The following is a 14,225-nucleotide window of genomic DNA, read 5'->3' on the forward strand; positions in this document are numbered from 1 at the left end:
TGCTTTGGACGCGCGATGACTCGCTTTGGACGCGCGGCGACCCACTTTGGACGCGCGATGACTCGCTTTGGACGCAGACCTCTCTCACTAAAAAAGCTGTCACAGAAAGTCGTTTTCCGACTTTCTGGACAGCCCTTTATCGCTCACGTTCAGTTCGCGTCCAATATATCCTTCGAAAGATTTTGACTCATCTCTGCATACTTCGCGAACACTCTTGCCAATTCGCGCAAACGATTGTGCACGTCTTCATCGATGATCCGGTTATCCTGATCGAAATGACCCGAATGGGTATAGACGAAATTCGGTGTTACGAGACAGCGGAAGTAATCTAAAATCGGCTTCAGCTGATTCTCAGGAACAAGATGATGCTGGTATGTACCGCCGTTCGCTACGATTGAAACCGGCTTGTAGCGCATCGCATGCGGATGCAGCATATCAAATGCATTTTTCAGCACACCCGGAATGGAGCCTTGGAAGATTGGTGTGGCAATAATATACGCATCAGCCTCTTCAAACTTTCGAACCATTTCCTGCATGTCCTTATTATATTGTTCCGACGGACGTCCATCGACGAATTGATGATCATAATCCGCCATATTCATACGTTCAATTTGGAAATCCCCACTACTATCTCTTACATACTGTTCGACCGTATCAAGCACTGCGCCCGTTTTGCTGCCGATAATGGTCCCGTCCACAAACAAAACTTTCACTGGTCATCCTCCTAATAGCTGTTTTCACAAAGACAATCGTACCATAACGATTGGTACGATTGCCCATAAACAGACTTATGGCCCGAGCGGCTGTCACTCGGAGATGGTTGTTTTAGAGTCCCCGTTCGACTTCGGCGCTTCTCCCGGAATGTCCCGCTTGCCTGAAGTGGAATCATCGGTGAACAACTCTTCCAGTTTTTCATAGGGGATTGCCGTATCGCCATTTTCCCCTTCCAAACGCTCCTTCACCCGTTCAATCGTCTTCGCCGGAGATGTCAGTGCAATAATCGCATCCCCTGCACTTGCCTGCAATTCAACGTTTGGCGTGAAAAATTCAATCGCCCCATCCGACCGAAGAATATAAAGCAGAATCGATTTATCATCACGTTCACGCAAATATTGCGTGTAGCTATATTGCTTTGTAATAAGAGTCTTCCGGATGACATGACCTGCATGCACCCGCTCTTCCAAGCTATAAATCGAGATTGACGGAGAAAACAGCGTCTGTCCACCTAAAATTGTAAACGCCTCTACATCATTCCCGACGTGGAATGCCGTTTGGAATAAATGATCACGCCCGAGATCCGGTGCAAAATCTGCACAAACATGCGCGTTATACAAATCCATCTTCGTCATCGCCAACATGTACCGATAAGGCGTCAAGTCGATATGGTACTCGATCTGTTCGGACAAAATATCCCCTACATAACTATCCAGTCCACGCCTTCTCGCGTCCGCAAGTGCCGCCCACGACTGATCGACAAGCAGCACTTCATTGCCTGTATCCTTAATCGATTGTGCCAACTCAGCCGCAAACCGCGTTCCGCCGATAATTGCGACACCAGACTCATCTGTCGTCGTCAAGTTCAGTTTCTTGGCAATAAACCCGATGGAGAATCCGTGTAGAACAACCGTTGAAAGAACAAGCGCAAATGTCAGAGCGGTGAGCAGCTCTGCATCTTCATATCCATTTTCAAGCAATATGCCGGCAAAATATCCTGACACGGTAAGCGCCACGATTCCCCTCGGCGCAATCCATCCGATCAGCAGCTTCTCCCTCACATTCAAGTCCGTCCCGATTGTGGATATCCAAATCGACAGCGGCCGAACGACAAAAAGCATTGCTGCCACATAAAGCATGATCGCAGGGTTGAAAATTTCAATTAATATTTTCGGATCAAGTGACGCGGTTAGCATGACGAAAATGCCCGAGATGAGCAGTACAGAAATATTCTCCTTGAAATGACGCACATCATTCAACGTCGTCAGACGCATATTCGCCATTTTCATCCCCATTGCCGTAACGGCAAGCAAGCCTGTTTCATGCATGATTTCATCCGCAAAAACAAACGTGAACAGCACGACGACGAAAAGAATCGGTGCTTTTAAAAACTCAGGGATGCTTCCCCGCTCAAAAGCGTTTCCTATAATCACTGCCGCAAACCACCCAAGAATGACTGCGAACGCAGAAGCTGCGAAGAAGAGCAATAGCGATTTCAATGTCACTTCGGCGTTGATAAATTTAATGAATTCAAATGCAAATACGGCGAGCAATGCCCCGAACGGATCAACGACAATCCCTTCCCATTTTAAGATTGCCGCAGGCCGCGGTTTCAACCTCGCTTGCCGCAATAAAGGCAAAATCACTGTTGGTCCAGTTACGATGAACAGACCGCCGATGATGAAAGCAACTTCCCATGAAAGGCCCGCTAAATAATGTGCCGCAAGAGATCCTGCTATCCAAGCGATGAACGCCCCGATTGTGACTATCCTTCCGACCGGCTTGCTGAACCCTTTAATTTCGCGAATATCTAGATTCAAGCTTCCTTCAAAAAGGATGATTGCGACCGCAAATGTAATGATCGGGCCAAACAGCTCCCCCATGCTTTCCTGCGGATTGATCAGGCCGAATACCGGTCCGACGAGCAATCCTGCAAGCGCCATGACGACGATCGCAGGCATGCGGTATTTCCACGCAACCCATTGGGAAAGCATCCCGATTAAGATGACGAGCATCAAATCGAACAATAAAGAATCGAACAATGGAAATACCCCGTTTCCTAAAGAATAAATGATAGTTTACCACATTTCCTTTTTCATTCCACGTATTTGTACATAACTCGTTTTTTCCAAACATAGGGTGAAAAGGAGAGTAGTTTATACACAGGAATAGAAAGGGTGATTCCAATAGAAAACTCAAAGAAGAAAACTGTTGCATTCTACATCGCGAGGTCGGACGGAAAAGGCTCATACCCTGCCAGAAGAGCTGCCGTGCTCGCTCGGGACATCGCAAAAGAAGTGAACGTCCTATTCATCGTCGGTGAAAACTCCCCATCACCTCCGGACGGTTTCAAATCAATTACAATCGGCAAAAAAGCCAATCTGATACAGACATTGATGCTTATCCGTCCAGACCTCCTCATCCGCGATACAGGCCCGACAGTGTCCGAAGAAGTGGAAAAAATCCGCACCGTCGTCCCTTCCCTTTTGCATTTCGATGATTTCGGTGACGGTGGAAAACAAGCGGACTTCGTCTTCCAGACCCTTATCGAGGAAGCTGTCGATGAACATGCTGAGCATATAATCGTTGATCGCCAGCTTTTCATTGCCGATCCGACGATGAGGAATTTTGAAAAAGCCGGTTTACGGAAAAGCCCTCCTGGCCCACTTCCCCATCTCGTTATTTCATTCGGAGAAGAGGATGAGGGAAACTTGACATACCGTGCGCTTCGGCATGTGTCCCAGCTGCAGATCCCACTCAAAGTGACTGTCCTCGTCGGAGAACGTTACCCGCATGACGTCAGCACGCTCCGCATGATGGCGCTAGGAAGACGGAACACACTTGTCCAGCAGCCGCCTTACAATGTGCCCGAGATCTACGCGACTGCAGATGTCGTCTTATGCGCGTCGGGCTATATGCCTTATGAAGTCGCCGTCATGGGTATCCCGTGCGTCGTGCTATCCCAAAATGATTTCGAATTGGGACTTGCATTTCCGAAAGAGCAGCACGGCTTTGTCCATCTTGGTCTCGGAAGGAAAGTGAAGCAATCGAATTTATTGAACGCGATCATGGAGCCGTTGCTGCATGAATCGTTGAGAAAACGTTCGATTGAGCGCCAGCTCGCACTTGGCCTCGGGGAAGGGAAGGATAAAATCATCGAGACGATCCTTTATTTATTGGAATTCCCGAAACGCGGAGCGGGCGGAAAAGCAATGTCCGATATGGTACACTAAAGGAAAACGTCGGGGGTTTTCCTTATGAATAAACGGCAGATTGAATCCGCAATTGCGGAGTTAAAAATGGATTATATTAGCTTACAAGGCGATGTCGAGAAGTTGGAGTCGACCGGACATGCCGATTCCGTCCATAAAGCGGAGCAGCGCCTTGCCGCGATGGAAGAAAGACTAGCTGAGTTAAATAAACAACTTGCAGAGCTCTAGACAAAAGCGCAGGGCGCTTGTTCAGCAGCGACAGGCATAAGACAAGATACGAAGTGGTGGTTTGCCACGTAGTAGCTTGGCCTTATGACCCCGAGCTGCTAGCGCCCGGAGTCTAGCCGTTAATAAAGAAGAGGCTGCCGACGAACAGTGTTCGTGGACAGCCTTTTTTAGTACGTGGTCAACTTCAATAATTCTTGAAGGCGGTAGATGCCGCGCTGGAAGAAAGTGAAGCCGTCTTGGAATTCCTCAAAATCGAGCGTATAAAGGGCATCTTCATTATTCCAGAGCCTTTCGAAATAACCGTCAATCTCTTTAGACAGCTCGCTGTCGTTCGGGGCAATGACCCTCAAATTTGCTTCGAGATTGTAATTGTTCAATGTCCGGTCGGTCAAATTCGCCGAGCCGTTCGTAATATACGTTTCCTGCTTTGTCTGCACGACGACCAGCTTCGTATGGTACTGACCGACGACGGTATTATACCACCGGACATCGAGCTTCCCATCCGTCTCATCCATCATCTTTTGCAGAACGGGACGATTCGGCAAGCCCGACTTTTCATTGCCGAACGAGTTCTCATTCGGGTCCAAAATCATTTTGACGTGAACTCCACGATTCGATGCGTCGACAATTGCCTGCACGATATCGGGCATCGCTATGAAAAACATGCCCATCCGAATCGCATCCCCTTCTTGGGCCGCCGTAATATCGCTGAGAAGCGCATCGTGGATTTTCTTTTCGGTCAAATATTGAACCGCGTATTCGCCGCCTTGCCCTTCCCCCACGTCGACACGCGGCAAGGAACCGCCATTCGTATAGCGGACGACCGCCTCTTCCGCCTCTAAAATGTCATTCAATACGCTTCCTTTCACTTTCAAGGCGACATTTCCGTGGAAGCCGCTCGCATTATGCGGATTCCCCGACGTCACGATTGCCGCTTTGTCCGTCACGAATGTCTTCCGATGATTCGCTTTCACATTTAAAAGGATCAAATACGACCTCAATGTCATTTTCGGCGCTTTGCTCGACATCGCGTTTGCAATCCAGCCGTCCTTTTCGACATTAACCCATCGGAAAATCGTCCGATAGAGGCCAGAATAGATAGGCGTCGAATCCCGCAACTGATCGAGATCGGTATATACCACTTCAATACCGGCGTCCTCCAGCTTGCTGAACCACTTCGATTCATATGAGCCGTACCCTGTGTTGAGAGGATCGGTAATGTAGATGATCTCCATTTCCGGATTCTCTTTTTTCTTTTGAATTAATTTCGCTGTCAAAGTTTCCGCGATTTTAGGAAAATCGATGTCTTCATCCGTATAATGATCCATGAGGAAAAAATCGAGGACGATAAACTCTTCCGCCTCGTCGATCATGTTGTAGATTTCATCAAAGATGGAAAGTTCATGCACCATCCCGTCACCCTTTTTATTTTGGGCGTACGTCAGATCGGTGAGCATTTCTACGTCGTCCGTCCAATGGATGTCGCCTTCATAGTTGACACCTTCCGGAAGCGGTTTGTATGTATGCCAAGTAATCACCCCGACGTATAGAAATAAAAATAGCAGGATGGCCATAAGAATGATCCATTTCGGTCGTACCCATTTTCTCAACTTTTCCATTCAATCAACCCCGTATTCTGCTTGCCACTTACAAATTCCCCTAACTGGCTGATAGCAAACTATCAAATTCACAATAATGTGTTACACCGCTGCCTTAAAAACGCATAAATTTCGTCCAACAAAAAAACGCCTCCTGTAAGAGGCATTTTTCATTTATCCTTATTAAGCAGTGACGTATTCTCTCACCGTTGTATCGTCCATCATTAATTCCTTCAAATACTTTTTCGCACGGAATAGACGCGATTTTACTGTACCGATCGAAACTTTCATCATTTCCGCGATTTCGATCAATGAATATTGATATACGTAGAAGTATTCGATCGTCGTCCGGTAAATGCCGTCCAATTGGCCGATTTTCTGTTGCACCATAAGCTGAATATCGTTTTGCTCAATCATTTCGACTGGAGTCGGATTGTCGCTTGGAACCAAATCGAGTATCGGAACGTCCAATGTTTCAGGTTGGTTCATAACGTGCTTGCTTCTTCTGACATCTTTCCGGTAGCGATCGCGGAATGTGTTCATGCAAATCGTCGTCAACCATGCTTTCATCCGGTCGACGCTGTCCATTTTCCCGCTATAGCGGACAACCTTGACCCACACGTCTTGCATGAGGTCTTCGGCTTCCTCTTTATTGCGTGTTAGTTTCAAACATAAATGGTATATGTATCTGCCATATTCGTCATATAGCTCAGTCAAGTCGATTTTCATAAGATAACTCCTCCGTTTTGTAACTGTTGTCCTCATTATCAAGGAATCTTCCATTACAAACTATCGACTTGCCTTTCACTAAACTTACATTTGTGTAAGCCTCGAAAGTTTTGCGCGAGTTCAGGTGTGTTTTGGCGCAATCTTGACGAGTTATGGCGCAATTGGATTCAGTTATGCGTGAGTTCGGACGAGTTATGGCGCAATCTCAGGAAGTTATGCTCATTTCGGGACGTATGGCCCATCATATCACCTTAAAAAAACGCCCCGCAATCAATCTGCGGGGCGTTCAATTTCCTGATCATGCCGTTTCGTAATCTTCATCTTGACGATACGGCTGCGGTCCATTTCCTCGATTTCGAAGTACAGGTTTTCGTATGTAAAACGTTCCCCTTCCTCGGGTACATGACCGAGCTCTTGCATGACGAATCCGCCGATTGTTTCATGATCTGTCGGCAATTCAACATCGAGCAGGTCGACGGCATCGACAATTTCAAGGCGTCCATGACAGATCAGCAGTTCCTCGTTCTTTTCGTAAACGAGCACTTCTTCGTCGAAGTCTGTTTCATCTTCGATATCCTGCCCTATCATTTCTTCGATAATATCCTCTTGTGTGACGATACCGAGCGTTCCACCGTATTCATCCAACACGATGGCCATATGTTTTTTATTCGCCAGCATTAGTTTGAACACTTTTTCGACGCTTGCCGTCTGAACGACGAATAAAGGCTCATCATCCATCAATTCCGCAAGCTTCTTCTCAGGATGCATGGACCACTCTATCAACATCTTTGAATAGAAAATTCCGACGACCCGGTCTATGCTTTCCTCATAAATTGGATAACGTGTATAGAAGTATTCCAAGATCGTATCGCGCACTTCTTCGTATGTCGACTCGATTGACAACCCGATAATATCGGTACGGTGCGTTTCCATCACATCAGAGACATCTTTATCAGGAAAATCGAGCACGCCTTTCAGACGGAGTGATTCTTCCTGTTCGAATGTCCCTTCCGTCGAAGCGATGTCCACCATAGAACGAAGCTCTTCCTTCGTCAACGTAGCTTCTGTCACGGCACCTTTTGAAATAATACGGATGAAGATGTTTGTGAATAAAGCGAGGAGTGCTGTCAACGGCGTTAACAATTTTACGAGTACCCATATGATCGGTGCAACAAAATAAGCGATACGATCGGCAAATGTCGCTGCAATCGTCTTCGGCAAAACTTCTCCGAAAACGATGAGTACGACCGTCAAAATCCCTGTCATGACCCCTACTTGCAAGCCCCTATCGATTGCAATCATTGTGACGATTGTCGGCATCATAATATTCGCTATATTATTCCCGATGAGGATAGCCGTGATCATCCTGTCCGGCTTCGATATGAGATCTCTCAGCTTGATCGATTTTGAATCGCCTTGTTCAGCGCGAAGCTGGACTTTCATGCGGTTCACCGCGGTAAGTGCCGTTTCACTCCCCGAAAGGAAGAACGACATTAGCAAAAAGAACCCTAGTGCTATAAACAAAAGTGATTCCTCCCAGAATTTCTTACTTCAACTGTTCGTTCATTTAGCAAGTTTTACATATCATAACATACTCATAGCAAATCCGTCCTTTTGAATAACTTGAATCTCAAACGACATGCTATAATACTTTTATTCACGAAATAATTTTGAAAAGAGGGGTTCACTTTGAGTCATTTGGAAAAACTCGACGCGTATTTCACATCCAAACGGGAAGAGCATTTGGAGCAACTGAAAGATTTCCTTCGCATCCCTAGTATCAGCGCATTATCCGAGCATAAGCCGGACATGCAGAAAGCAGCTGAATGGCTAAAGGATTCATTCCACCAGGCGGGGCTTGAAAACCTGTCAATCGACGAGACGGAAGGACATCCCGTCGTCTACGGAGACTGGCTGCACGCAGAAGGAAAACCGACGATTCTATTTTACGGCCATTACGACGTTCAGCCCGTCGACCCGGTGAACCTGTGGGAAAGCGGACCGTTCGAGCCGGAAGTGCGTGATAATAAATTGTATGCACGCGGCGCGAGTGATGACAAAGGCCAAGTTTTCATGCATGTCAAAGCAGTCGAAGCATTGATGAATGAAAACGGCAGCTTGCCGGTGAACGTAAAATTCATCATTGAAGGTGAAGAAGAAATCGGCAGTCCGAACCTTGAGAAGTATATTGAAGAGAATAAAGAGAAATTGGCCGCTGATATTATCGTCATTTCCGATACGGGCATGTATGGGCCAGGCAAACCAGCCATCTGCTACGGATTACGAGGACTCGCTGGCGTTCAAATCGATGTCAAAGGCGCGAAAGGCGACTTGCATTCTGGCATTTATGGCGGCGGTGTACAAAATCCGATCCATGCGATCTCTGAAATTCTAGCATCTTTCCATGACAAAGAAGGGACGATTGCGGTCGAAGGATTTTACGATGACGTGCGCCCATTAGCTGACGAAGAGCGTGCTGCCTACGAAGCGCTCAACTTCGACGAGGATGCGTTAAAGCAGGAAATCGGCGTTGGCGAGTTGTTCGGCGAAAAAGGCTATTCGTATTTGGAGCGGACATGGACACGGCCTACGCTTGAAGTGAACGGCGTCTTCGGAGGCTTTTCAGGCGAAGGAATCAAAACAGTATTGCCTTCGGAAGCCGGCGCTAAAATCACTTGCCGTCTCGTTCCCGACCAAGATCCTGAGGATATCGTGAAAAAATTGAAAGCCCATATCGAAGAACATAAGCCAGCAGGAGTCACAGTAACGGTTAGCGAATTCGATAAAGGAAAACCTTTCATCACACCCTTCGACCACCCAGCTATTCAAGCTGCCGGAAAATCGTATGAAAAAGTATATGATGTGCCTACCGCTTTTACTCGTATGGGCGGTTCAATTCCGATTGTCGCAGCGTTCGATGAAATTTTGAATTTACCGGTCGTCCTTATGGGATTCGGCCTCTCCAGCGAGAATTTCCATGCGCCTAACGAGCATTTCCATTTGGAGAACTTCGACAAAGGCTTGCGTGTAATTGGGGATTATTATAACGAGCTTGCACAGTTTTCAAAAGACGATTTGAAGAAGTAAATTGGATGTGCGGCAGCTTGCTTTGAGCGCGGGGATGGACTTCTTGAGCGTGGACTTGATTTCTTGAGCGCAAGGGGCGACTTCTTGAGCGCGGATTTCAGTTTTTGAGCGCAAGGGACGATTTCTTGAGCGCGGGACCGATTTCTTGAGCGCGAATCCAAGTTTTTGAGCGCGGGGACCGACTTCTTGAGCGTGGATTTGATTTCTTGAGCGCGAGGGACGATTTCTTGAGCGCGGACTTGATTTCTTGAGCGCAAGGGGCGACTTCTTGAGCGCGGATTTCAGTTTTTGAGCGCGAGGGACGATTTCTTGAGCGCGGGACCGATTTCTTGAGCGCGAAGCAGCTTGCTTGAGCACAGCCCTTCTTTATTACAAAAAAGAACTGTCTCGGAAAGTCATTGTGTCGACTTTCCGGACAGTTCTTTTTCTTATTCCTCTTCTTGCTCGTCTTCCATTCCATAAAATGTGACAATGTCTTCAAGCGGCGTGCGCACCCGGCCTTTTGGAATGTCATCGTAATAACCGAATTGCAGCATGCTGATGATTCGCTCTCCAGTTTTCACGCCTAGTTCTTCTCGGAATTTCGGATTATCGATGAAAGGTGGTGTTTTCCAGCACGTCCCGATTCCTTGATCCCAAGCGAGAAGCATTGCATTTTGAATCAAAGCGCTTGCCGCTGCATAGTCCTCAAGCCGTTCTTTCTGGCGGACATCCTCTTGGACGACGACAAATACGACAGCACCCGGCGTGCGGAATTTCTTCATTTGCTTCTCTAATTCCTCTTCGGACAGTTCTTTCCACTTTGGTATGCCATATTCTTTTAAAACGTCTTGGAATTTCACATATTCCTTATTTGCCGCGACGATGAAACGCCAAGGATTACGTAAGCCATGAGTCGGTGCCCATCTAGCATCTTCCAAAACCGATAATATATTTTCAAGGTCAACCGGCTGCCCATTAAAGTTTTTAACCGAGCGGCGACCGATGATCGCTTCCCTTACTGAAAGTGCCTGTTCATTCATAATAACGAACTCCCCTTTGTATCGTACTGACGACCATTATACACGAAAAGCAGTCAGCTGTGGACATCTCCATCATTTTAGCAGCCTTCCCAACTATTTCTTCCGATTTGCATTTCAAGAGATTACTTTCTGTAGTATAGTAATGAAAGAAGTGAATGTTTAGAAAAGGATGACTTACAAATGACGAAAAAGCCGATAGCATGGATAACTGACAGCACTGCCTATATTACAGACGAGTTGAAAAATCACCCTGATTTCTTCTCAATCCCGTTAAATATACATTTCGGGGAAAAGCAATTTGTTGATGGTGTTGATCTGACGCCAACCCAATTATATGAAAACATAAAAAATGCAACGGAGTTCCCTAAAACATCCCAACCATCAGCCGGCGAGTTCGCCGAGCAGTTTAAGAAAATAGCGGAAGACTATGAGCAGGCAATCGCCATTCACGTATCAGCCGAATTGAGCGGTACTCTTGCCTCTTCCATGGCCGGAGCAGAAATCTCAGGCTTCCCGATCACTTTCATCGACTCTCGCTCCGTTTCCTATGGGATCACCGGGTTGATTGAAAAAGGAATGGAATTGCAAAACGCAGGAGTGTCCGTACCGGAAATCAAAGAAACTGTTGAAAAAATGGCAGGAAAGCTGAAAAACTTCATTTACATTGGCCAATTGGAGCAGTTGTACAAAGGCGGCCGGATGAATGGTGTCCAGTTCTTCCTCGGCAGCCTATTGAAGGTGAAGCCGATTATCCAAATTATGTCCGACGGAAAATTGGAAGCGATCGAAAAAGTACGTTCCGAAAAGAAAGCACTTCAATATTTGGTCGATAAAGTAGCGGAAGGACACCCGAAAGGAAAAGGGAAAATCTATCTAATGCAAGGCAATGTTCCCGAGCAAGCCGAAGAATTAAAAACGATGATCCTGAGCCAAGTACCAGGGCTTAGCGTTGAAGTCGGCGACATCAGTTCCACTCTCGCCGTCCACGCAGGCGAAGGGACGATAGCCGTGTTATGGTATGACTGAAGGTTAAGAGCACAATCATGCCTTCCTGTTTCAATTTTGCTATAATGTTCACCATGTAGCTGAAATTTACGAACAGGGAGCGGAATATGGAAAATAACGTTTTTGAGCAGATGGCAAAACGGTATGACACGGAAGAAAGAATTGAATTAGCAAAAGTTATTGTTAAGGAAGTAAGACAAGAACTACAAAACAGCAAATCAAGCTCTTTACTTGATTACGGCAGTGGAACTGGTTTAGTCAGTTTGGAGTTAGCCGATGTAGTAGATTCTATTTTGCTCGTTGATTCGTCTAGACAAATGCTGGAGGTTGCGGAAGCTAAAATTTCCCACAAAGGGATCGCCAATTCAAAAGTGCTTTATTCAGACTTCACGCAAGAAACTCCTGAAATGAAAGCAGACATCATTTTACTGTCGCTCGTCCTTCTTCATATACCAGATACTGAAAAAATCCTGCAAGAACTTTACAATACATTACACGATGGCGGCAAGCTGATCATTGTTGATTTTGACAAGAACGATAATGTAAATCACCCGAAAGTTCATAACGGCTTTTCGCATGAAGGACTGAAAAATAGTTTGTCCGAAGTTGGATTTACATCAATTAAAATGAAGACATTCCATCACGGAGAACGTATTTTTATGCATCAAGACGCCTCCATGTTTATTTCAACAAGCATAAAAAAGTAAAAGACGGAATGCCTTGACGGCTCCGTCTTTTCTCATTTTCAACTGAACTGATCATTAATTTTAAAGAAAACATACTTTGCATTTTCCCGCCATGCATAGGAATCCTTATAGTCCCACGTCCTATGGTACGCATCATACGTATGGGCGTTGACGAGCGGCGTCGCACCGTCCTTCGCCGTGACGATCGTCGTATGATCGAACCTGCCGTCCCCTTGGAAGTCGTAGCAAATGACATCACCGAGATCGAGTTCCTCAGGCGAGCCGACTTGCCGTGCAGTCAAACCCCTCTTCGAGCCCGCCAAATACCACCGCATCGAATGGGCAACCGACCAACTAAAGCTCCACGTCCCCCCTTGCAGCCACCATCCCCGTTCACGGTTCGGATATCCATACATCGGTGCCCCACCAGCTAGCAAACATTGTGAAATAAAACTTGTGCAGTCGACATCAAATGAAGGGAATGCCGGGTTCCTGCCATTCCACCATTCATCCGCATACCGTACCGCCGCTTCCCGGTTATACAATTTGCATAAACACCCCCGTATTCCAATCGTATGAAAATTGGGTAGGTGTCATGCCGAACAAGAAAGATTACTTCGTTGAGTCAATATTTCTTAGAACCTCTATCTGCTCTCCGTATTTTTCATTTATTGTTTTGATGTAATTTTTATAGATATCTTCGGATTCCTGCCCCCTATCAAGCCCTGGGAGGATGACATTATACATTGTTACATATAGTTCATCATCGAATGGTGTCACTCCATGCATGTCCGTCTCTTTCAACAGATCATCATACAAGGCATACGTTTTTTGATTTCCGAAATAAGGATTGGCCTGTTCACTTCGCCTTTTTTCCATTCGGGCAGGTTCATAGGCAGGTATGAGCGGCCATTCCTTGAAATCCATCCCTTTCTCCATCGTGAATTCGATAAATTTCCAGGCGAGCTCCTTCTTTTCGCTATGTGATGGGATGGCAAGGGCTGTACTGCTCGACCAGCCATTCATTCTTAGTGGAAGCTTAGTGGCTCTCCACTTTCCCGATTGGCCGGGTGCAAATTCCGGCAAATATTTCTCTCCCCAGCTCCCTAACGCCAACATGATGACTTCATCATTCCGAATCGCTCGCTTCCCTTCCTCAAGCCAAATGTCTTTATTGATCGCAAAACGGTTTCGGATGATTGTGTCCGTAAGTTGGGTGAGCTTAGTAAATTCTTCTGCCGGAATATTATTTTCATAGTTATCATTGAGGAAGCCAAATTGCGAAATATATAAGTCAATGGCAAACGAATCCCACAGGAAAATCGAATGGCCATGCGATTTCATATTTTCCGCAAGCGAAAACAGATTTTTTTCCGATTCCAAATAAACGCCCAACGCTGTCGAATCAGAAGGGTATCCGTATTTCTCCATCAAATCCGCTCGGTAATAAAGGACAGTAGGACTCAGGGCGACAGGCAGCGCAAACATCCCTTCATCGTTTCTGGATATATAATTATTCCATACTGCTTCCGAGATGCCTTCTTTAAAACGCCCGGCCCGATACGGTTCCGCATTTAAGTCCTCGAAGCCTTGCAATGTCGAAAACTTTCCAAGAAATGAGCTGTCCATTACAAATATATCTACAGGTTCGTTGTCGACAATCGCTTCCATATAACCTTTCAGCTGTGCTTCCAAAGGCTTCTCTACAACTTCAACAGATACTCCCGGATTCACCTTTTCAAACTCCCGAATGAGCTCATCTCCGATCGTAATATCAGACCAAACGATCAAATTGTCACTTTCCCGTTCATGATCGGGATTCCCGGTTGTTTTCACATTCAAATCGAACGGCGCAGATTCCTCGGCAGAATCACATGCCGCTGCGAGAATACATGAAAGCATCAGCATAATAGAAACGTAAACTATTTTCTTCATATATTTTCA

Annotated in this window: 13 protein-coding genes; 5 read left to right on the forward strand and 8 right to left on the reverse strand. The window is 46.2% G+C overall.

The window, feature by feature from the left end:
- Positions 1-149: 149 nt before the first annotated feature.
- Both ACTHPA_RS01620 and ACTHPA_RS01625 read right to left on the reverse strand, forming a co-directional pair.
- Entirely contained in the window at positions 150-713 is a 564-nt protein-coding gene (locus tag ACTHPA_RS01620; protein WP_440498310.1) for an NADPH-dependent FMN reductase, read from the reverse strand.
- A 93-nt stretch (positions 714-806) separates the two neighbouring features.
- The gene (locus ACTHPA_RS01625; RefSeq protein ID WP_440498311.1) at positions 807-2,756 is read right to left on the reverse strand and encodes a cation:proton antiporter; all 1,950 of its coding nucleotides are present in this window, start codon (positions 2,754-2,756) and stop codon (positions 807-809) included.
- Between the two features lie 135 nt (positions 2,757-2,891).
- Between ACTHPA_RS01625 and ACTHPA_RS01630 the strand changes: the two genes are divergently transcribed.
- A complete protein-coding gene (locus ACTHPA_RS01630) occupies positions 2,892-3,947 on the forward strand; it encodes a PseG/SpsG family protein (RefSeq protein ID WP_440498312.1) in 1,056 nt (351 codons plus the stop codon).
- Between the two features lie 24 nt (positions 3,948-3,971).
- Positions 3,972-4,154: an SE1832 family protein gene (locus ACTHPA_RS01635; protein ID WP_440498313.1), complete on the forward strand. Its 183-nt coding sequence runs from the start codon at positions 3,972-3,974 to the stop codon at positions 4,152-4,154.
- Between the two features lie 167 nt (positions 4,155-4,321).
- Here the strand turns inward: ACTHPA_RS01635 and ACTHPA_RS01640 are convergent, their stop codons facing one another.
- The 3 genes from ACTHPA_RS01640 to ACTHPA_RS01650 all read right to left on the reverse strand — a co-directional run bounded on the left by ACTHPA_RS01640 (position 4,322) and on the right by ACTHPA_RS01650 (position 8,005).
- Positions 4,322-5,773 (reverse strand): phospholipase D family protein, encoded by a 1,452-nt coding sequence (locus ACTHPA_RS01640; protein WP_440498314.1) that lies wholly within the window; start codon positions 5,771-5,773, stop codon positions 4,322-4,324.
- Between the two features lie 162 nt (positions 5,774-5,935).
- Positions 5,936-6,481 (reverse strand): RNA polymerase sigma factor, encoded by a 546-nt coding sequence (locus tag ACTHPA_RS01645; protein ID WP_440498315.1) that lies wholly within the window; start codon positions 6,479-6,481, stop codon positions 5,936-5,938.
- A 270-nt stretch (positions 6,482-6,751) separates the two neighbouring features.
- Positions 6,752-8,005, reverse strand: a complete 1,254-nt coding sequence (locus ACTHPA_RS01650) for a hemolysin family protein (protein ID WP_440498316.1) — start codon at positions 8,003-8,005, stop codon at positions 6,752-6,754.
- 165 nt (positions 8,006-8,170) lie between these two features.
- Between ACTHPA_RS01650 and ACTHPA_RS01655 the strand changes: the two genes are divergently transcribed.
- Positions 8,171-9,568: a dipeptidase gene (locus ACTHPA_RS01655; RefSeq protein WP_440498317.1), complete on the forward strand. Its 1,398-nt coding sequence runs from the start codon at positions 8,171-8,173 to the stop codon at positions 9,566-9,568.
- Between the two features lie 428 nt (positions 9,569-9,996).
- On the opposite strand, the gene ACTHPA_RS01660 is transcribed toward ACTHPA_RS01655, so the two are convergent.
- A complete protein-coding gene (locus tag ACTHPA_RS01660) occupies positions 9,997-10,590 on the reverse strand; it encodes a nitroreductase family protein (RefSeq protein WP_440498318.1) in 594 nt (197 codons plus the stop codon).
- A 180-nt stretch (positions 10,591-10,770) separates the two neighbouring features.
- On the opposite strand from ACTHPA_RS01660, the gene ACTHPA_RS01665 reads away from it, so the two are divergent.
- Together ACTHPA_RS01665 and ACTHPA_RS01670 are read left to right on the forward strand one after the other, a co-directional pair.
- Positions 10,771-11,616 carry a DegV family protein gene (locus ACTHPA_RS01665; protein WP_440498319.1) on the forward strand — a complete coding sequence of 282 codons (846 nt, stop codon included), beginning with the start codon at positions 10,771-10,773 and terminating at the stop codon, positions 11,614-11,616.
- A gap of 86 nt (positions 11,617-11,702) precedes the next feature.
- The gene (locus ACTHPA_RS01670) at positions 11,703-12,302 is read left to right on the forward strand and encodes a class I SAM-dependent DNA methyltransferase (protein WP_440498320.1); all 600 of its coding nucleotides are present in this window, start codon (positions 11,703-11,705) and stop codon (positions 12,300-12,302) included.
- Positions 12,303-12,340: 38 nt separating this feature from the next.
- Here ACTHPA_RS01670 and ACTHPA_RS01675 read toward each other — a convergent pair whose 3' ends face one another.
- Together ACTHPA_RS01675 and ACTHPA_RS01680 are read right to left on the reverse strand one after the other, a co-directional pair.
- Positions 12,341-12,826, reverse strand: a complete 486-nt coding sequence (locus tag ACTHPA_RS01675) for an amidase domain-containing protein (protein ID WP_440498321.1) — start codon at positions 12,824-12,826, stop codon at positions 12,341-12,343.
- Positions 12,827-12,893: 67 nt separating this feature from the next.
- Positions 12,894-14,216: an ABC transporter substrate-binding protein gene (locus ACTHPA_RS01680; protein ID WP_440498322.1), complete on the reverse strand. Its 1,323-nt coding sequence runs from the start codon at positions 14,214-14,216 to the stop codon at positions 12,894-12,896.
- Positions 14,217-14,225 lie beyond the last annotated feature (9 nt).

This window comes from Sporosarcina sp. SAFN-015 (assembly GCF_051966875.1).
Classification (GTDB): domain Bacteria; phylum Bacillota; class Bacilli; order Bacillales_A; family Planococcaceae; genus Sporosarcina.

Excerpts from the sequence above, each read along its gene's own strand:
- ACTHPA_RS01635 (WP_440498313.1), top strand. The coding sequence starts at position 3,972 with ATGAATAAACGGCAGATTGAATCCGCAATTGCGGAGTTAAAAATGGAT.
- ACTHPA_RS01640 (WP_440498314.1), bottom strand. The coding sequence starts at position 5,773 with ATGGAAAAGTTGAGAAAATGGGTACGACCGAAATGGATCATTCTTATG.
- ACTHPA_RS01645 (WP_440498315.1), bottom strand. The coding sequence starts at position 6,481 with ATGAAAATCGACTTGACTGAGCTATATGACGAATATGGCAGATACATA.
- ACTHPA_RS01660 (WP_440498318.1), bottom strand. The coding sequence starts at position 10,590 with ATGAATGAACAGGCACTTTCAGTAAGGGAAGCGATCATCGGTCGCCGC.
- ACTHPA_RS01665 (WP_440498319.1), top strand. The coding sequence starts at position 10,771 with ATGACGAAAAAGCCGATAGCATGGATAACTGACAGCACTGCCTATATT.
- ACTHPA_RS01670 (WP_440498320.1), top strand. The coding sequence starts at position 11,703 with ATGGAAAATAACGTTTTTGAGCAGATGGCAAAACGGTATGACACGGAA.
- ACTHPA_RS01680 (WP_440498322.1), bottom strand. The coding sequence starts at position 14,216 with ATGAAGAAAATAGTTTACGTTTCTATTATGCTGATGCTTTCATGTATT.